This is a genomic window from Streptomyces liangshanensis (assembly GCF_011694815.1).
Taxonomy (GTDB): Bacteria; Actinomycetota; Actinomycetes; order Streptomycetales; family Streptomycetaceae; genus Streptomyces; species Streptomyces liangshanensis.
In genome coordinates, this window is record NZ_CP050177.1 from 2,873,881 (window position 1) to 2,892,395 (window position 18,515).

Consider the following 18,515-nt stretch of genomic DNA (forward strand, 5'->3'; position numbering starts at 1 on the left):
CTTACCCTGCCGATAACCCTTAAGAACACCTGTACCGGTTCGTCCGGTTCCACTTCGGCCGACGATGTGGTGCATGCCACTTGCCCTGCGCGCACGGCCGAGCCCCGGCCCGCCAGGAACAAGGACCGGGGCTTACCAGGGTGACACGACTCAGCGGGGGCCCTGACCGTCCCGGTGGTCGAAGCGCGATCCCCGGCCATCCGCCGTACCGCCGTCCCCCAGGAAGCCGCCGGGACCGTCGCCGCCTTCCTCGTCGTCTTCGTCTCCGCCCTCGTCCTCCCCGTCGTCCCCGCGGTCGTCCTCCCCGTCGTCCTCCGCCTCGTCGTCCTCGTCGAGCGCCCACTCCACCGCGTCGGGGTCGTAGTCGATCTCCTCGCTCGTCCACGACGCCTGCGCGAGCTCCACCCCCGGCACGTCCCTGACCAGGTCGTACGGCTCCACGAGGTACGCGAGGGCCTCCGCCGGCTCCTCCCGTACCGTCGCCCGCGCGTGGGCCCGCTCGTCCTCGCGCATGGTCTCGTCGGCGACGATCCGGCCCAGCGCGGCGGCGCTCAGCGCGTCGGGCCCGTCGATCTCCAGTACCAATTCGACCCGTAGCCGCACAAACCGTGATGTCTCAGAAGTGGTCATACGACGGAGCGTAGGGCTCCTGGCCTCCACGACTTTCCCGCGACCCGCTGCTTTCACTAGCATCAGCGCACCCAGCCAATTCGGCGTTGTCACAAGGGGGATCGATCACGTGTCCGTCGCACGCCGCCCGCTGCTGACCGCTACCGCAGCCGGAACCCTGCTCTGCGCCCTGTGGTTCGTCCCGTCCGCGAAAGCCGCGGAAGAGCACTCCGGCCCGGAACAACAGCCGGTCGCAGCCGGTCAGAGCTTCACCTCAGCCGGCCTCAGCACCACCTCCGAGGACTCCGGGACCTCGCAACCCCTGGCCCTCGCCGACACGGGCAGCGTGAGCACCACGCCGTACCTGATCGGCGGGACCGCGTTCCTCGGCATCGGCGCGGGCTTCGTCGCGTACTCGGCCCGAAGAAGCGCGAGCCTGATCTGACGTACGTGAGGGGCCGCCCGATGCACCGGGCGGCCCCTCACGCCTTTCCGCTCACTTTCGCCAGGCTCGGGCTCAAGCTCAAGCTCAAGGCTCAGGCGAGTGGGCCCGTGACGGCCTCCACGGCGGCGATCAGGCGGCCGTCCCGTACGAACGCGTCGGCGCCCGCGAGGTCGGGGGCCAGGAAGCGGTCGGGGCCCGGTCCCTCGACACCGGCGGCGCGCAGGGCGTCGATCGCGGCCCGCGAGGCGGGCGCGGGCGTCAGGCCGGCGCGCAGTTCGACGGCGCGGGTCGCCGCGTACAGCTCGACGGCGATGATCCGCGTCAGGTTGTCCACGGCGGTACGGAGCTTGCGCGCCGCCGACCAGCCCATCGAGACGTGGTCCTCCTGCATCGCGGAGGACGGGATCGAGTCGACGGACGCCGGGACGGCCAGCCGCTTCATGTCGCTGACCAGCGCGGCCTGGGTGTACTGGGCGATCATCAGGCCCGAGTCGACCCCGGCGTCGTCGGCGAGGAAGGGCGGCAGGCCGTGCGAGCGGTTCTTGTCGAGGAGCCGGTCGGTACGGCGCTCGGCGATGGAACCGAGGTCGGCGGCGGCGATGGCGAGGAAGTCGAGTACGTACGCGACGGGCGCGCCGTGGAAGTTGCCGTTGGACTCCACGCGGCCGTCGCGCAGGACGACGGGGTTGTCGACGGCGGCGGCCAGCTCGCGGTCGGCCACGATCCTCGCGTACGCCAGGGTGTCCCGGCCGGCGCCGGCGACCTGGGGGGCGCAGCGCACCGAGTAGGCGTCCTGGACGCGCGGGGCGGCGTCCTCCTGGAAGTGGCCGGTGAGGCCGGACCCGGCGAGGACCCGCAGCATGTTGTCGGCGCTGGCGCCCTGGCCCGGGTGCGGGCGGATGGCGTGCAGCTCGGGCGCGAGGACCTTGGCGGTGCCGAGGAGGGCCTCCAGGGTGAGCGCGGCGGTGATGTCGGCGGAGGTGTAGAGGCGGTGCAGGTCGGCGAGGGCCATGACCAGCATGCCGAGCATGCCGTCGGTGCCGTTGAGCAGGGCGAGGCCCTCCTTCTCGCGCAGCTCGACGGGGGTGATGCCGTGGGCGGCGAGCAGCTCGCCCGCGGGGCGCACGATCCCGTCGGGGCCTTCCGCGTCGCCCTCGCCCATGAGGGTCAGCGCGCAGTGCGAGAGCGGCGCGAGGTCGCCGGAGCAGCCGAGGGAGCCGAACTCGTGGACGACGGGGGTGATCCCGGCGTTCAGGACGTCCGCCATGGTCTGCGCGACCTCGGGGCGGACGCCGGTGTGGCCGGAGGCCAGCGTCTTGAGCCGCAGGAACATCAGGGCGCGCACGACGTCCCGCTCGACGGCCGGGCCCATGCCGGCGGCGTGGCTGCGCACGATGTTGCGCTGGAGCTGGGCGCGGAGGTCGGGGCCGATGTGCCGGCTGGCGAGGGCGCCGAACCCGGTCGAGACGCCGTAGACGGGCTCGGGCTTGGCGGCGAGCGCGTCGACGACCTTCCGCGCCTCGGCGATCGCGCTTCGCGCCTCCGCGCCGATCTCGACCTTGGCGTGGCCCCGGGCCACGGCGATGACGTCTTCGGCGGTGGTGCCCGTGGGGCGCAGGACGACGGTGTGCATATCCATATTCAGGAGCGTACGGATTGAATCGCAACGTGTCACTAGCGAAGCTTGGGGCCGGTTGGCCGCGCGGGTCACCGATTTGTCCTCAATCGCCGGACGGGCTTGATCGTGCCGCTGCGGCCCGGTGGCCATCCTCGGGTTGTCGCCGGGGGTCGGCCAGGGGCCATGTCCTGCACTGCATGTTTTACGTCGCGCTCACCAAGCTGTCCTGGTCACCCCCCGTCACGCGACACAAAACACGCTCTACGTTCCGGACACGACCCCTACCCGCCCCCCTCCCAGGCGCACGTCAAGACCAATCAAGCCCGTCCGGCGCTTGAGGACATCCTTGACCCGCACGGGACAACGGGCGCAACAATCCAGCCCGTCCGGCGATTGAGGACGTCTTTGACCGCAACGGTCACGGCCCGACCGCAACCCCTCTCAAGCCCGTCCGGCGATTGAGGACGTCTTTGACCCGCACGGGCAACGGGCACGAGCCGACCCCAGCCCGTCCGGCGCTTGAGGACAGCCTGAGCCGCGCCCGCGCACCCAGCCGACGCGCAAACCAAGCCCGTCCGGCGATTGAGGGCTCAGGGGGCGTCGCGGAAGCGGCGGCGGGACGGGGTGGGGGGTGGGGCGTCCGCGAGGCGCAGGACCGCGTCGTCACGCCCCGCCACCACCGGCCCCCCGGCCCGCGCCGCCTTGGCCCGATACTGGGCGGCGTCCGCCAGGCGGAACAGGCGCCGCGCGGACCGCACCTCCCCGATCGCGTCCCCCGTGGACGCCACCCCGCACGCCACCCCCTCCCCCAGTTCCAGCTCCGCCGCCCGCACGCACAACTCGCCCGCGACCGCGACCACCTCGTCCGCCGACGGCCCCACCGCCAGCAGGCAGAACTCGTCCCCGCCCAGCCGCGCCGCCACCGCACCCGGCAGTTTCGCCGCGCACAGGGACAGGACCGAGGCGAACCGTTCCAGCAACCGGTCACCGACCGCGTGCCCGTGCGTGTCGTTCACCTTCTTCAGGCCGTTCAGGTCGCAGACGACCAGGCTCGTGACGGAGCCGTCCGCCCGGTAGCGCCCGACCGCCTCGTCGAGCCGCATGTCGACCGCCCGCCTGTTCGCGAGCCCCGTCAGGGGGTCCGTGAAGGCGAGGCGGCGGACCTCTTCGAGCCGCTCGGTCTGGGCGATCCCCGACGCCACCACGGACGCGATCACGGTCGCGAAGTCCGCGTCGTCCCGCCCGAACAACGGCTCCCCCGTGCGCCGCGCCACGTACAGCTCACCCCACGCCCGCCCGTGCAGGATGATCGGCGCGACCACACAGCACCCCCGCCCCCGCCGCCGCAGCGCGGCCACCCGCTGGTGGCTGTAGCCGGGCGACCCGGCCGCCGCCCCCTCCGCGATCTCGACCCAGGCGTTCGGCCCCCCGCCCCCCGCCCACCGCTCGTGCAGGAACTCCGCGATCTCCGGGAACCGGTGGACGGGATACGCCTCGTCCTCGGGGAACTCCTCCTCCCCCGCCACCCGCTCCCCCGCATTGACCAGCACCCTGAGCCGCCCGAGGTCCCGTTCCCACACGGACAGCGCGCCGAAGCTCCCGCCGAGCGCCTCGCACGCCCCCTGCGCGGCGGCCCGCCAGGAATCGCGCGGTGCCTGGGCCGACGCCATGGCCTGCGCCAGCGACACCACCGCTCGCAGTCGCCCATCCACTCCCATCACCCCACCTTAGGGCGCTTTGGGATGATTTGATCACTCGGAGCGAGGGGCGCTCACTCTGCGTTCACCCGCCCACGCGCCCCCTCACCCGGTCACTCACCGGGCCACTGGGGCGTCCGCTTCTCGTTGAAGGCCGCGACCCCCTCCGCCCGGTCCCCGGAGAACGCGACCGACCGCCACGCCGCGTCCTCGACCTCCAGGCCGGCCCGCAGGTCAAGGCCCTGCCCGAGCCGCAGCGCGCGCTTCGCGGCGCGCAGGCCGACGGGCGAGTTCGCGGCGATACGGTCCGCGAGGGCCAGCGCCTCCTCGCGATCGTCGCCCTCGTCGACGAGCCGGTCGACGAGACCGAGATCACGCGCCTCCGCCGCCTCCAGACGCCGGGCCGTGAAGATCAGCTCCGCCGCGCGGGCCGCGCCGACCCGGCGCGGCAGCAGCTGCGTACCGCCCCCGCCGGGGATGACGCCGACCGACACCTCGGGCAGCCCGACCACGGCCGTACGGTCCGCGACGATCATGTCGCAGGCGAGCGCCAGCTCGAAGCCGCCGCCCAGGGCGAAGCCGTGCACGGCGGCGATCGCGGGCATGGGCAGCTCCAGGACCCCGGTGTACGCGGCCCGCGTGGTCGGCCGCTGCCGTACCAGGTCGGCGTCGGTGAAGGAGGCGCGCTCCTTGAGGTCCGCGCCGACGCAGAACGCGCGCGCGTGGGTGGACGTCAGGACCGTGACCCGTACGTCCCGGTCCGCGCCGAGCGCCGTGCACGCGGCGGCCAGGGAGCGGGCCATCTCGGTGGACACGGCGTTCATGGCCTTCGGCCGGTCGAGGACCAGCTCGGCGACGTACCCGGACTTCCGTACGACGACGAAGTCCCCGTACCTCTGCTCGGACCCACCCATGGCACACCCTCCCGGTTAACGACGGTTCACCGAGATCATAAAGGCCCCGCTTTTCTTCCCGGAAAGTTCCGTACAACTCTTTTCTTGATCGGCTGGTCTGACCTGACGAACACACAGAAAGCACTCGTGGAGTTACAGGGGGAACAAACATGCGTAAATCTCGTCGTGCTGCCATGGCCGCGGTCCTGACCGCACTCGCGGTCGGGGGAGCCACCACCGCCCTCGCGCAGCCCGCCACCGCGGCACCGGCCGCGGCGGCGGCCCAGGCCGCGTACAACGGCGTCTGTGGCTCCGGCTACAACGTCGTGAACTCGGCGGACATCGGCAAGCAGGGCACGGTGTACCTCACGTACAACGCCAAGACCGGGAAGAACTGCGCGGTCACGATCCGCAAGACCAGCGGAGCGCCCGTGTCCGTCTTCACCTACCTGGGAGTCTCCGAAACGGGTGCTTCCGACTTCGACAGCGGCAACTACACGTCGTACGCCGGGCCCGTCTACGTCTACGGGAAGGGCTACTGCGTCGACTGGGCCGGCGGCATCACCAACCAGGAAGTGTGGACCTACGGCTCGAACTGCGGCGCGCGGGTGGCCACCCGTGTGACGAAGACCGACGGCGCGACCCTGCGCTCGAAGGTCGCCGAGCCGAGCGCGACGGTGGCGGGCGGCACCCGCTGATCCACCGCGGCGGCACTCCCGCCTGACGGGCCGGCCCTCGTGTGCACCGGGGGCCGGCCCGGTCGTTCGAGCTGTGCCGCGGACCCGGATCAGGTGGTGCGTGCGGGGACCCGGCTCAGGTGGTGCGGCGGGCCAGGAGCCAGGGTTCGACCACGCCGAGGCCGCGGACCGGGCGCTGCCACATCGGCTGGAGTCCGAAGCGGTACGAGGGGGTCTCGCGCCCCTCCTTCTCCGCCTCGGCCGCGGCCTCGGCCGCCCCGGCCTCGGAGGCGGGGGCCTCGCCGGTACGGATCAGGTCCTCCGCGAAGGCGCCGTCGACCAGGACCGTGTCCTTGGGAGCTATCGAGGTGAGCCGGCTCGCGAGGTTCACGGTCGTCCCGAAGACGTCACCCATGCGGGTGGTGACCGTGCCGAACGCGATCCCCACGCGCAGCGCCGGCATCGTCTCGTCGTGCGTCATGGTCTCGATGAGGCGCAGCGCGATCTCGGCGGCGGTGCCGGCGTCGTCCGCCGCGAACAGGACCTCGTCGCCGAGGGTCTTGATCAGCCGGCCGCCGTGCGCGGCGACGAGGTCGGCGGAGGTCGTCTCGAACGCCTCGACCAGCTCGCCGAGCTCCTCCTCCTCCAGCCGGCGGGTCAGCCGCGTGAACCCGACGAGGTCGGCGAACCCGACGGCGAGGCGCCGGTCGACCATCTCGTCGTCGTCGGCGGCCTGGACGACGCGCCCCGTGGCGGCGGCGAGCTGGCGGCGCCACACGTAGACGAGGAACTCCTCCAGCTCCGGCAGGAGCAGCTCGACCAGCGGGTACGTGACCTCGGTCCGCGTCATGCCCGGCTCGGGGGGCTCGGTGAGGCCCTCCAGGAACGAGTCGATCTGCCACTCCGCGAGGCGGGCGGTGGTCTGCCCGGTGGACCGGGCGACCTGGATCGCCATGGGTTCGCTGAGCAGCCCGGCCTCCACGAGCCCGGCGAGGCGGCGCAGGGCGAGGACGTCGGCCTCGGTGAGGGCCTTGGCCTGGCCGATGTCGGCGAAGCCCATGGCACGCCAGAAGCGGGAGGCGAGGTCCATGGAGACGCCGGCGGTCCTGGCGGCCTGGAACGGGGTGTAGCGGCGGTCCGCGCCGAGGATGAGCTGCTCCAGCCGGATGGCGAGCGGGTCGTCGGTCGGTTCGGCCGTGTGGTCCACGATGTGGTGGGGGGTGGAGTGGGGGGAGGGGTCGGGGGTGGGCTTGGGCGGTTGCGCGTCGGCTCCGCTCGAATCGTCGACGGTCACCAGCCGCCTCCTGCCCGTTCCCTGCCCACAGTCCTGCCGATCTGTCGTGGATCGGGCTCAACGATACGACAGGTGTGCGCTGGCTCACGTCCAAGGGGTACCCGGGCGTGGTCCCCCCTCGACGAACGCCCCCCTTTCCCTGTCCTCAATCGCCGGACGGGCTTGATTGTGGCGCAGGCCCGTCGCGAGCGCGGCTCAAGGATGTCCTCAAACGCCGGACGGGCTGGAGGTGGCCCGGGCCCGATGCCCCTGCGGGTCAAAGACGTCCTCAATCGCCGGACAGGCTTGATTTGCCCGCAGCGGCACGATCAAGCCCGTCCGGCGATTGAGGACGACCGTGACCGCAACGCGGGCACCCACCCGCGCGGCCCCGGCCCCCGAGCCCGTCCGGCGATTGAGGACACGAAGCGCGTCAGCGCAGGTGGATCACGTCTCCCGCGCCCACCGGCACCCGCCCCGCCTCCTCCGTGGCCACCACCAGGCGCCCGTCCCCGTCAACGGCCACCGCCTCCCCCACCAGCTCCCGCTCCCCCGGCAGCAGGGCCCGGACCGTGCGGCCCAGCGTCGCGCAACCCGCCGCGTACGCCTCCTGGAGGCCTGACGCCGCCGGGTCGCCGCCCGCCTCGCGCCAGTCCCCGTACCACCGCTCCAGGGAACGCAGGACGGACCGCAGCAGCGTGTCCCGGTCCAGGGACACCGCGTTCGCCAGCGCCAGCGACCCCGCGGCCGGGACCGGCAGCTCCTCCTCCCGCAGCGAGACGTTCAGGCCGATGCCCACGACCACCGCCGCGTCCCCCGCCCGCTCCGCGAGAATCCCGCCCGCCTTGCGCTCCTCCCCGCCCACGGTGACCAGCAGGTCGTTCGGCCACTTGAGGGCCGTGTCCACGCCCGCCGACCGCGCCACCGCCGTCGCCACGGCCACACCGGTGAGCAGCGGCAGCCACCCCCACCGCTCGACGGGCACGGCGTCACCCGGCGTGAGGAGCACGGAGAAGAAGAGCCCGGAGCGCGCCGGCGCCGACCACCGCCGGTCCATCCGCCCCCGCCCCGCCGTCTGCTCCTCGGCCACCAGCACCGCGCCCTCGGCGCGCGGGTCCCGGGCGACGGCCGCCGCCGCGAGGTCCGAGTTGGTCGAGCCGGTGGTCGTGACGACGTCCAGGGACGTCCACAGGCCACCCGGCCGGATCAGCCCGCGCCGCAGCGCCTGGGCGTTCAGAGGCGGCCGCTCCAGGTCGGACCAGCGGCTGTGTGGGGTATCGGGATCGCTCATGCAAGCCACCCTAGATGTGGCAAACACCGCACTGCCGAACCGTATCCGCGCCGATACGCTACGGATCAGTAGCCAGGTACGCAGGAGAAGGAACAGCACCACCCCGGCACAGCAAGCGCGACCGAGCAAGCCCGACCCACCGCACCCGCAACCCCGCAGGGAGCCGCACCCCGATGTCCGAGCCCGAAACCGCCCACACCACCGCGGGCAAGATCGCGGACCTCCAGCACCGTATCGAGGAAGCCACGCACGCGGGCTCCGCGCGCGCCGTCGAGAAGCAGCACGCCAAGGGCAAGCTGACGGCACGCGAACGCGTCGGCCTGCTGCTCGACGAGGGCTCGTTCGTCGAGCTGGACGAGTTCGCGCGGCACCGCTCGACCGCCTTCGGCATCGAGAAGAACCGCCCGTACGGCGACGGCGTGGTGACCGGTTACGGCACGGTCGAGGGCCGCCCGGTCTGCGTCTACTCGCAGGACTTCACGATCTTCGGCGGCTCGCTCGGAGAGGTGTACGGCGAGAAGATCGTGAAGGTCATGGACTTCGCGCTGAAGACCGGCTGCCCGATCATCGGCATCAACGACGGCGGCGGCGCCCGCATCCAGGAGGGCGTGGTCGCCCTCGGCCTGTTCGCCGAGATCTTCCGGCGCAACGTGCACGCCTCCGGGGTCGTCCCGCAGATCAGCCTGATCGTCGGCCCCTGCGCGGGCGGCGCCGTCTACTCCCCCGCCATCACGGACTTCACGGTGATGGTGGACCAGACCTCGCACATGTTCATCACGGGCCCCGACGTCATCAAGACGGTGACCGGCGAGGACGTCGGCTTCGAGGAGCTGGGCGGAGCCCGTACGCACAACACCACGTCCGGCGTGGCGCATCACATGGCGGGGGACGAGAAGGACGCCATCGAATACGTCAAGTCCCTGCTCTCGTACCTCCCTTCGAACAACCTCTCCGAGCCGCCCGCCTTCCCCGAGCAGGCCGCGCTGGAGACGACCGACGAGGACCGCGAGCTCGACACGCTGATCCCGGACTCGGCGAACCAGCCGTACGACATGCACCTCGTCGTCGAACACGTGCTGGACGACGGCGAGTTCCTGGAGACGCAGGCGCTGTTCGCGCCGAACATCATCACGGGCTTCGGCCGGGTCGAGGGCTATCCGGTGGGGATCGTCGCCAACCAGCCGATGCAGTTCGCCGGCTGTCTGGACATCAACGCCTCGGAGAAGGCGGCCCGCTTCGTCCGTACGTGTGACGCCTTCAACGTGCCGGTGCTGACGTTCGTGGACGTGCCGGGCTTCCTGCCCGGCCTGGACCAGGAGTACGGCGGCATCATCCGGCGCGGCGCGAAGCTGATCTACGCGTACGCGGAGGCCACCGTCCCGCTGATCACGGTGATCACCCGCAAGGCGTTCGGCGGCGCGTACGACGTGATGGGCTCCAAGCACCTCGGCGCCGACCTCAACCTCGCCTGGCCGACGGCGCAGATCGCGGTGATGGGCGCGCAGGGCGCGGTGAACATCCTGCACCGCCGTACGATCGCGGCGGCCGGCGACGAGGACGCGCAGGACGCGGCCAGGGCGGGGCTGATCCAGGAGTACGAGGACGCGCTGCTCAACCCGTACGTGGCGGCCGAGCGCGGTTACGTCGACGCGGTGATCATGCCGTCGGACACCCGGGCCCACCTGGTGAAGGGCCTGCGCCAGCTCCGTACCAAGCGGGAGAGCCTGCCGCCGAAGAAGCACGGGAACATTCCGCTGTAGGCGACCCGGACGGCAGGAACGAACGGCAGGAACGGACGGCAGGAAAGGGGACGTGACGATGATCAAAGTGATACGCGGCAACCCGACTCCGGAGGAGCTGGCCGCGGCCCTGACGGTCGTACAGGCGCGGGTACGGGCCTCCGGCGCGGAGGCCGGCCCGCCCGAGCCGCCGGCCGCGTGGTCGGCCCCGGGCCGGGTGCTGAGGGACCGGCTTCCCGAGCCGGGGCCGCGCTCCTGGGCCCGTACGTACTGGCCCGGCTGACGGACGTGGTCCCCGGGACCGGAGCGCCCTGAGTACGTGTACTCAGGCGCCCCGGCCGGGTTCGCCGGAGGATCGGGGCATGCTGTGGTCCGACCCGAAGAACGAACCGCCGGAAGAACTGCGCGAGGGGCAGACCATGCTCCACCGCGCCGGAGTGGTCCTCGCGCTGGCGATGATCCTGGCGATGCTCGTCCTGGGGGTGCTGTGAGACCCGCCTGGGGTGCCGCGAGACCCGGCCTCCGCCGACAGCGGGCGGCCGCCCCGGCCCTACGATGGCCCGCATGACCGCTCCCCGTCGCAGGCTCGTGCTCGCCTCCGCCTCCCCCGCCCGCCTCTCCCTGCTCCGTCAGGCCGGGCTCGCGCCCGAGGTGATCGTCAGCGGGGTCGACGAGGACGCCCTGTCCGCCCCGACCCCCGCCGCGCTCGCGCTGCTGCTCGCGGAGGCCAAGGCCACCGCCGTGGCGGGCCTCCCCGGGACGGCGGGCGCGCTGGTCGTCGGCTGCGACTCCGTGCTCGACCTGGACGGCGAGGCCCTCGGCAAGCCCGCAGACGCCGAAGAGGCCACCACCCGCTGGAAGTCGATGCGCGGTCGCGAGGGGATCCTCAGGACCGGCCACTGCGTGATCGACACGGTGACCGGCCGCCGCGCGTCCGAGACCGCCTCCACGACCGTCCGCTTCGGCACGCCGTCGGACGCCGAGATCGCCGCGTACGTCGCGACGGGCGAGCCGCTGCACGTGGCGGGGTCGTTCACGCTGGACGGCCGCTCGGCGCCGTTCGTCGACTCGATCGAGGGCAGCCACGGGAACGTGATCGGCCTGTCACTGCCCCTGCTGCGTCGGCTGCTGGCCGAGCACGGGGTGCCGATCACCGATCTGTGGGTCTGAGGTTCCCGGATCCGAGGTCACCGGGTCCGAGAACTCCGGGCCGGACGGGGCCCGCGGGGCCGGCAGTTCCGACGCGCCCGGCGCGTCCGCGGGACCCACCAGCACCAGGACGACCAGCGCCAGCACCCCCGTCATCCACGCGAACGCCGTCCACCCCACCAGCCCGACCGTCAACGCGCCGAGCACGCCGTGCACCACCGCGCAGGTGATCAGCACGACCCGGCCGAAGCGGCCGGGGGCGCGGTGTGTCAGGGCCGTACGCATCATGATCACCGCGCACAGGACGAGGAAAAGGGCGGTCACGCCGCCCAGCGCCCACGTACCGGCGGACATGGCGTCGGGGTCGACGCCGGCCAGGGACATCCTCTGGTTGTGGACGACGGTGGCGAGCACCCCGTTGACGAACAGGAAGCCGACGGCCTCCACCAGCAGCACGCTCGCGGCCACCCAGGCCACGGGTCCGCGTATCACGGCACCACCCTCTTCAGCTGTTACCGGCAGTACGGACGACATCGCGCACGCTACTCACCGGTAAACGGCGGGACAAGGGCTTGGGCGGAAGCAAAGAATCCTGGGCCCGTTCGTAGAGAGTCAACAAAGAAACACGATCGAGCGCGGGGCACACTGACAGAGAAACGGACCGCACTCGACCGTTACTGTGCGGGGGAGGATCCGGGCGTACCGTGGTGCCACAAGGGAATTCGCGACTTGGGCAAGCCTCGACTCACGCTCCGTGTGGGCAAGCTCACCACTGGGGACGGGTCGAGGGGGCGTGTCGGCAGTCCCTAAACTCAGCTTGTTCCAAGGAGGGAGCCATCGTGCGCAAGGTGCTCATCGCCAACCGAGGCGAAATCGCTGTCCGCGTCGCCCGTGCCTGCCGGGACGCCGGAATCGCGAGCGTAGCCGTCTACGCCGATCCGGACCGGGATGCCCTGCATGTCCGCGCGGCCGACGAGGCGTTCGCCCTGGGCGGTGACACCCCGGCCACCAGCTATCTGGACATGGCCAAGGTGCTCGGGGCCGCGAAGGACTCCGGGGCGGACGCGGTCCACCCCGGCTACGGATTCCTTTCCGAGAACGCCGAATTCGCCCAGGCCGTCCTCGACGCCGGGCTGACGTGGATCGGCCCGCCGCCGCAGGCGATCCGCGACCTCGGCGACAAGGTCGCCGCGCGGCACATCGCGCAGCGCGCCGGCGCCCCGCTCGTCGCGGGCACGCCCGACCCGGTGTCCGGCTCGGACGAGGTCGTGGCGTTCGCCAAGGAGAACGGGCTGCCGATCGCGATCAAGGCGGCCTTCGGCGGGGGCGGGCGCGGGCTGAAGGTGGCCCGCACGCTGGAGGAGATCCCGGAGCTGTACGACTCCGCCGTGCGCGAGGCCGTCGCGGCCTTCGGGCGGGGCGAGTGCTTCGTGGAGCGGTACCTGGACAAGCCCCGGCACGTCGAGACGCAGTGCCTGGCCGACACGCACGGCAACGTGGTCGTCGTCTCCACCCGTGACTGCTCGCTCCAGCGCCGCCACCAGAAGCTGGTCGAGGAGGCGCCCGCGCCGTTCCTGAGCGAGGCACAGAACGCGGAGCTGTACGCCGCGTCGAAGGCCATCCTCAAGGAGGCCGGCTATGTGGGCGCGGGCACCGTCGAGTTCCTCGTCGGCGCCGACGGCACGATCTCCTTCCTGGAGGTCAACACCCGCCTCCAGGTGGAGCACCCGGTCACCGAGGAGGTCACCGGGATCGACCTCGTCCGCGAGATGTTCCGGATCGCCGACGGCGAGGAGCTGGGGTACGGGGACCCGGCGGTGCGGGGTCACTCCTTCGAGTTCCGTATCAACGGCGAGGACCCGGGCCGGGGCTTCCTGCCCGCGCCGGGCACCGTCACCACGTTCGCCCCGCCCACCGGCCCCGGTGTCCGCCTGGACGCGGGCGTCGAGTCGGGCAGCGTGATCGGCCCGGCGTGGGACTCCCTGCTGGCCAAGCTGGTCATCACCGGCGCCACCCGCGAGCAGGCGCTCCAGCGCGCGGCGCGCGCGCTCGCCGAGTTCGACGTGCAGGGCATGGCCACGGCGATCCCCTTCCACCGCGCGGTGGTCGCGGACCCGGCGTTCACCGCCGACCCGTTCACGATCCACACGCGGTGGATCGAGACGGAGTTCGTCAACACGATCCCGCCGTTCGCCGTGCCGTCCGACGGCGACGAGGACGAGTCGGGCCGCGAGACGATCGTGGTCGAGGTGGGCGGCAAGCGCCTGGAGGTCTCGCTGCCGACCAGCCTGGGCATGACCCTGGCCCGTACGGGTCTGGCCGCCGGCGCCCGCCCCAAGCGCCGCGCCACCAAGAAGTCGGGCCCCGCCGCCTCCGGCGACTCCCTCGCGTCCCCGATGCAGGGCACGATCGTCAAGGTCGCGGTGGAGGAGGGCCAGGAGGTCAAGGAGGGCGAGCTGATCGTCGTCCTGGAGGCCATGAAGATGGAACAGCCCCTGAACGCCCACCGCTCGGGCACGGTCAAGAGCCTGAACGCCACGGTCGGCTCGTCGGTCACCTCGGGCGCCCTGATCTGCGAGATCAAGGACTGACGAGGACCGCACCACACCCGACGAGAAGCCCCGGCCACCACCAGGCCGGGGCTTCCGGCGTTGTCGCCGCCCGGCCCCCGGCTCAGTCGTTCAGCGGCGGCGCAGGTCCGCCACGCGGGGGCGGTCCGTCGGTTGGGGGTCTGTCAGGGAGGTCGGGGCGCTGCGCAGTTGGGGGCCCGCCGGTGGTGCGGGGCGGGTGCGGCGCTGGCCGGGCAGGGGTACGTCCCGGCGGGGCCGGCCGCCCGACGGGACGCCGTCACCCGCCGGGGCGCCGGCTCCCGCGGGCCCGGTGCCCGCGACCGTGATCTGCACGCCCTGGTCGGCGAGCGCCTGGAGCTCCGTCCCCGCGCGGTCGTCGTGCGCGGGCGGTTCGTCGGTGACCAGCCGGCTGATCAGGTCGGTGGGCACCGTCTGGAACATGGTGTCCGTACCGAGCTTGGTGTGGTCGGCCAGCACGACCACCTCCGCCGCCGCCTGCACCAGCGCCCGGTCGACGCTCGCCGAGAGCATGTTGGACGTGGACAGGCCGCGCTCGGCCGTCAGCCCGCTCCCGGACAGGAACGCGCGGCTGACCCGCAGCCCCTGGAGGGACTGCTCGGCGCCGCTGCCGACCAGCGCGTAGTTCGAGCCGCGCAGCGTGCCGCCCGTCATGACGACCTCGACGCGGTTGGCGTGCGCGAGGGCCTGGGCGACCAGCAGGGAGTTGGTGACGACGGTCAGCCCGGGGATGCGCGCGAGCCGGCGGGCCAGCTCCTGCGTCGTCGTACCGGCGCCGACGACCACGGCCTCGCCCTCTTCGACGAGACTCGCGGCGAGGTCGGCGATGGCCGTCTTCTCCGCCGTTGCGAGATGGGACTTTTGCGGAAAGCCGGATTCTCGCGTGAATCCGCCCGGCAGTACCGCACCGCCGTGCCGGCGGTCGAGGAGTCCTTCTGCCTCGAGCGCCCGCACGTCCCGCCGGACGGTCACTTCGGAGGTCTGGACGACACGGGCGAGCTCACGGAGCGACACGGCCCCGTTGGCGCGCACCATTTCGAGGATCAATTGGCGACGTTCTGCAGCGAACACGAAACTGACAGTAACCCCAACGACCGTCTGCTTTCAGCAGTTTGCGGCGAATAACAGAAGTTGTACACAGACGAGCGTCCGAAGTGGTATTGGACGATCGGTACGGTGGCGAGGGCGCCCGCGCGCGGGACCGCGGGGCGCCCCCGGCCGCGCGTCAGGCCTCCTCGGCCGCCCTCTTCGTGTGCAACTGCCGCGCCACCTCGGCGATCGAGCCCGACAGCGACGGATACACCGTGAAGGTGTTCGCGATCTGCTCGACCGTGAGGCTGTTGTCCACGGCGACCGCGATGGGGTGGATCAGCTCGCTCGCGCGCGGGGCGACGACCACGCCGCCGACCACGATTCCCGTACCGGGACGAGCGAATATCTTGACGAAGCCGTCCCGGATGCCCTGCATCTTGGCGCGCGGGTTGCGCAGCAGCGGCAGCTTGACGACCCGGGCCTCGATCTTGCCGCTGTCGACGTCCGACTGGCTGTAGCCGACGGTCGCGATCTCCGGGTCGGTGAAGACGTTCGACGAGACCGTCTTGAGGTTCAGCGGGGCCACCGCGTCCCCCAGGAAGTGGTACATCGCGATACGGCCCTGCATCGCGGCGACGGACGCGAGCGCGAAGATGCCGGTCACGTCACCGGCCGCGTACACGCCGGGCGCGGAGGTACGGGACACCCGGTCGGTCTTGATGTGGCCCGAGTCCTTGACCACGACACCGGCCTCCTGGAGGCCCATCCCCCGGGTGTTGGGGATCGCGCCGACCGCCATCAGGCAGTGCGTACCGGAGATGACCCGGCCGTCCGCGAGGGACACCTCGACGCGGTCGCCGACCCGCTTGACGGCCTCGGCGCGCGAGCGGGACATCACGTTCATGCCGCGGCGGCGGAAGACGTCCTCCAGGACGGCGGCGGCGTCCGGGTCCTCGCCCGGCAGCACCCGGTCACGGGACGAGACGAGCGTCACACGGGAGCCCAGCGCCTGGTACGCGCCGGCGAACTCCGCGCCCGTGACACCCGACCCGACCACGATCAGCTCCTCGGGGAGCTCTTCGAGGTCGTACACCTGCGTCCAGTTGAGGATCCGCTCGCCGTCCGGCTGCGCGTCCGGGATCTCCCGGGGGTGCGCGCCGGTCGCGATCAGCACGGCGTCGGCGGTGAGCGACTCCTCGCTGCCGTCCGCCGCCGTCACGACCACCTGGCGCGACCCGTCCACGGCCTGCCGCCCGTCCAGCCGGCCGCGGCCGCGCATGACCCGCGCGCCGGCCCGGGTGACGGAGGCGGTGATGTCGTGGGACTGGGCGAGGGCGAGCCGCTTCACGCGCCGGTTGACCTTGCCGAGGTCGACGCCGACGACCCGCGCCTTCTGTTCGAGCGGAGGCGTGTCGTCCGCGACGATGATCCCCAGTTCCTCGTACGAGGAGTCGAAGGACGTCATCACCTCGGCCGTCGCGATGAGGGTCTTCGACGGGACGCAGTCGGTCAGCACCGACGCGCCACCGAGCCCGTCGCAGTCGACGACGGTCACCTCCGCGCCGAGCTGGGCGCCCACCAGGGCCGCCTCGTAGCCGCCGGGTCCGCCGCCGATGATCACGATCCGGGTCACGAAAAAGTCCGCCTCGCATGGTCGACCCGGCCCATCGACACCCCGGCCGGGGTTCCGGGGGTGTCCCCGGGGGATGCAGTCGTACCCCATTGTCCCGCACCCGCCAAGTGGATTCGTCCCCGCCCGTCAGGTTCCTCCACCGGAAGATCACCCGCCATCCGTCCGGACGTCCTGCCGGTGCACCGGCGGCCACGCCCCCACCTCCCGTACCCTCGGACCCATGTCGCTCTACGCCGCCTACGCCGGCAACCTCGACGCGCGGCTGATGTCCCGCCGCGCCCCGCACTCACCGTTGCGCGGGACCGGCTGGCTCAACGGCTGGCGGCTCACCTTCGGTGGGGAGCAGATGGGCTGGGAGGGAGCGCTGGCCACGATCGTGGAAGCGCCGCGTTCCCAGGTGTTCGTCGCGCTGTACGACATCGCGCCGATGGACGAGGACTCGATGGACCGCTGGGAGGGTGTCGGGCTCGACATCTACCGGCGGATGCGGGTGCGGGTCGACACGCTGGACGGCGAGGAGCCGACCTGGGTGTACGTGCTGAACGGGTACGAGGGCGGCCTGCCCTCCGCCCGTTACCTGGGCGAGCTGGCCGACGCGGCGGATTCGGCGGGGGCGCCGCACGACTACGTGATGGAGCTGCGCAAGCGCCCCTGTTGACGCTTCTCATCCTTTTGTCGGAAACGACAACTTAACGATCGCGGCACCGTCACCCCCGTCATCTACGCGCGTAGGACATGACCGGCTACGCTCATCCGCGTGAACGCATCTGTTATCCCGGCCTTCGCCGACGGACCTGCCGACCCCCATGCCGCCGCAGCCGAGGCCGCGGGCCTCCTGCGCGAGCTCACCGGCGCCGAAACCCACGACGTGGCCCTGGTGATGGGCTCGGGGTGGGGACCGGCCGTCGACGCGCTCGGGGAACCCGAAGCGGACTTCCCGGTGACCGAGCTGCCCGGGTTCCCGGCCCCCGCCGTCGCCGGCCACGGCGGCAGGATCCGCTCGTACAAGATCGCCGAGAAGCGCGCGCTGGTCTTCCTCGGCCGTACGCACTACTACGAGGGCCGCGGCGTCGCCGCCGTCGCCCACGGGGTCCGTACCGCCGTCGCCGCGGGCTGCAAGACCGTCGTCCTGACCAACGGCTGCGGCGGGCTCCGCGAGGGCATGCGCCCCGGCCAGCCGGTCCTGATCAGCGACCACATCAACCTGACGGCGGTCTCCCCGATCGTCGGCGCGCACTTCGTGGACCTGACGGACCTGTACTCCCCCCGGCTGCGCACGCTCTGCAAGGAGATCGACCCGGCGCTGGAGGAGGGGGTGTACGTGCAGTTCCCCGGGCCGCACTACGAGACGCCCGCCGAGATCAACATGGTCCGCGTGATGGGCGGTGACCTCGTCGGCATGTCCACCGTGCTGGAGGCGATCGCGGCCCGCGAGGCCGGCGCCGAGGTGCTCGGCATCTCGCTGGTCACGAACCTGGCCGCGGGGATCTCCGGCGCGCCGCTGAACCACGAGGAGGTCCTCCAGGCGGGCCGCGACTCGGCCACGCAGATGGGGGCGTTGCTGGCACGGGTGCTGGAACGCGTGTGACGCGCGGGGGTGTCGGGCCGGGGGCCGCGGGGGTGCCGGGCCGGGGGCCGCGGGGGTGTCGGGCCGGGGGCCGCGGGGGCGGGGTGCGCCCGGGCGGGCGTGGCACCGGGGGCTTCCCGGGGCGGGGCGTGCGGCGCCGGGGCGTTTCCGGTACGGCTCGTACGGCACCGGGGCACTTCCGGTACGGGGTGCGCGGCACCCAGGCACTTCCGGTGCGGGATGCGCGGCACCGGGGCGCTTCCGGTGCGGAGGCACTTCCGGGCCCGGCTCGGTGGGGCGGGGC

18 protein-coding genes are annotated in these 18,515 nt (G+C 72.3%); 9 read left to right on the forward strand and 9 right to left on the reverse strand.

All coding sequences use genetic code 11. From position 1 onward, the window contains the following. Positions 1-150: 150 nt before the first annotated feature. Positions 151-630: a hypothetical protein gene (locus tag HA039_RS12195; protein ID WP_243869377.1), complete on the reverse strand. Its 480-nt coding sequence runs from the start codon at positions 628-630 to the stop codon at positions 151-153. A 109-nt stretch (positions 631-739) separates the two neighbouring features. Between HA039_RS12195 and HA039_RS12200 the strand changes: the two genes are divergently transcribed. Continuing rightward, the gene (locus HA039_RS12200) at positions 740-1,054 is read left to right on the forward strand and encodes a hypothetical protein (RefSeq protein WP_167028045.1); all 315 of its coding nucleotides are present in this window, start codon (positions 740-742) and stop codon (positions 1,052-1,054) included. A gap of 91 nt (positions 1,055-1,145) precedes the next feature. On the opposite strand, the gene hutH is transcribed toward HA039_RS12200, so the two are convergent. The 3 genes from hutH to HA039_RS12215 all read right to left on the reverse strand — a co-directional run bounded on the left by hutH (position 1,146) and on the right by HA039_RS12215 (position 5,283). Further along, a complete protein-coding gene (gene hutH / locus HA039_RS12205) occupies positions 1,146-2,693 on the reverse strand; it encodes a histidine ammonia-lyase (RefSeq protein ID WP_167028048.1) in 1,548 nt (515 codons plus the stop codon). Between the two features lie 569 nt (positions 2,694-3,262). Continuing rightward, a complete protein-coding gene (locus tag HA039_RS12210; RefSeq protein WP_167028051.1) occupies positions 3,263-4,390 on the reverse strand; it encodes a GGDEF domain-containing protein in 1,128 nt (375 codons plus the stop codon). Positions 4,391-4,482: 92 nt separating this feature from the next. Beyond that, complete coding sequence (locus HA039_RS12215; RefSeq protein WP_167028054.1) at positions 4,483-5,283, reverse strand: enoyl-CoA hydratase/isomerase family protein; 801 nt, start codon at positions 5,281-5,283, stop codon at positions 4,483-4,485. A 149-nt stretch (positions 5,284-5,432) separates the two neighbouring features. Between HA039_RS12215 and HA039_RS12220 the strand changes: the two genes are divergently transcribed. Continuing rightward, the gene (locus HA039_RS12220; protein ID WP_243869379.1) at positions 5,433-5,960 is read left to right on the forward strand and encodes a spore-associated protein A; all 528 of its coding nucleotides are present in this window, start codon (positions 5,433-5,435) and stop codon (positions 5,958-5,960) included. A gap of 115 nt (positions 5,961-6,075) precedes the next feature. On the opposite strand, the gene HA039_RS12225 is transcribed toward HA039_RS12220, so the two are convergent. Further along, on the reverse strand, positions 6,076-7,233 hold the full coding sequence (locus tag HA039_RS12225; RefSeq protein ID WP_167028057.1) for an adenylate/guanylate cyclase domain-containing protein: 1,158 nt from the start codon (positions 7,231-7,233) through the stop codon (positions 6,076-6,078). Positions 7,234-7,645: 412 nt separating this feature from the next. Then, positions 7,646-8,503: a biotin--[acetyl-CoA-carboxylase] ligase gene (locus HA039_RS12230; protein ID WP_167028060.1), complete on the reverse strand. Its 858-nt coding sequence runs from the start codon at positions 8,501-8,503 to the stop codon at positions 7,646-7,648. Positions 8,504-8,676: 173 nt separating this feature from the next. Here HA039_RS12230 and HA039_RS12235 point away from each other — a divergent pair, with 173 nt between their 5' ends. From HA039_RS12235 to HA039_RS12245, 4 genes are all read left to right on the forward strand, one after another. Continuing rightward, on the forward strand, positions 8,677-10,263 hold the full coding sequence (locus HA039_RS12235; protein ID WP_167028062.1) for an acyl-CoA carboxylase subunit beta: 1,587 nt from the start codon (positions 8,677-8,679) through the stop codon (positions 10,261-10,263). 58 nt (positions 10,264-10,321) lie between these two features. Then, complete coding sequence (locus HA039_RS12240) at positions 10,322-10,525, forward strand: acyl-CoA carboxylase subunit epsilon (protein ID WP_167036655.1); 204 nt, start codon at positions 10,322-10,324, stop codon at positions 10,523-10,525. A 79-nt stretch (positions 10,526-10,604) separates the two neighbouring features. Then, positions 10,605-10,733 (forward strand): morphogenic membrane protein MmpB, encoded by a 129-nt coding sequence (gene mmpB / locus HA039_RS34375; RefSeq protein WP_279592827.1) that lies wholly within the window; start codon positions 10,605-10,607, stop codon positions 10,731-10,733. Between the two features lie 64 nt (positions 10,734-10,797). Further along, a complete protein-coding gene (locus HA039_RS12245; RefSeq protein WP_208298602.1) occupies positions 10,798-11,412 on the forward strand; it encodes a nucleoside triphosphate pyrophosphatase in 615 nt (204 codons plus the stop codon). Here the strand turns inward: HA039_RS12245 and HA039_RS12250 are convergent. After that, positions 11,347-11,883 (reverse strand): hypothetical protein, encoded by a 537-nt coding sequence (locus HA039_RS12250; protein ID WP_243869381.1) that lies wholly within the window; start codon positions 11,881-11,883, stop codon positions 11,347-11,349. The two genes, HA039_RS12245 and HA039_RS12250, sit on opposite strands and share 66 nt — an antisense overlap. A gap of 347 nt (positions 11,884-12,230) precedes the next feature. Between HA039_RS12250 and HA039_RS12255 the strand changes: the two genes are divergently transcribed. Continuing rightward, entirely contained in the window at positions 12,231-13,982 is a 1,752-nt protein-coding gene (locus HA039_RS12255) for an acetyl/propionyl/methylcrotonyl-CoA carboxylase subunit alpha (protein WP_167028068.1), read from the forward strand. A 90-nt stretch (positions 13,983-14,072) separates the two neighbouring features. Here the strand turns inward: HA039_RS12255 and HA039_RS12260 are convergent, their stop codons facing one another. Both HA039_RS12260 and HA039_RS12265 read right to left on the reverse strand, forming a co-directional pair. Then, positions 14,073-15,014 (reverse strand): DeoR/GlpR family DNA-binding transcription regulator, encoded by a 942-nt coding sequence (locus HA039_RS12260; protein ID WP_243870075.1) that lies wholly within the window; start codon positions 15,012-15,014, stop codon positions 14,073-14,075. A 190-nt stretch (positions 15,015-15,204) separates the two neighbouring features. Continuing rightward, the gene (locus HA039_RS12265; protein ID WP_167028074.1) at positions 15,205-16,644 is read right to left on the reverse strand and encodes an NAD(P)H-quinone dehydrogenase; all 1,440 of its coding nucleotides are present in this window, start codon (positions 16,642-16,644) and stop codon (positions 15,205-15,207) included. A 220-nt stretch (positions 16,645-16,864) separates the two neighbouring features. Between HA039_RS12265 and HA039_RS12270 the strand changes: the two genes are divergently transcribed. Together HA039_RS12270 and HA039_RS12275 are read left to right on the forward strand one after the other, a co-directional pair. Continuing rightward, on the forward strand, positions 16,865-17,302 hold the full coding sequence (locus tag HA039_RS12270) for a gamma-glutamylcyclotransferase family protein (protein WP_167028077.1): 438 nt from the start codon (positions 16,865-16,867) through the stop codon (positions 17,300-17,302). Positions 17,303-17,401: 99 nt separating this feature from the next. After that, on the forward strand, positions 17,402-18,232 hold the full coding sequence (locus tag HA039_RS12275; RefSeq protein WP_167028080.1) for a purine-nucleoside phosphorylase: 831 nt from the start codon (positions 17,402-17,404) through the stop codon (positions 18,230-18,232). The last annotated feature ends 283 nt before the right edge of the window (positions 18,233-18,515 follow it).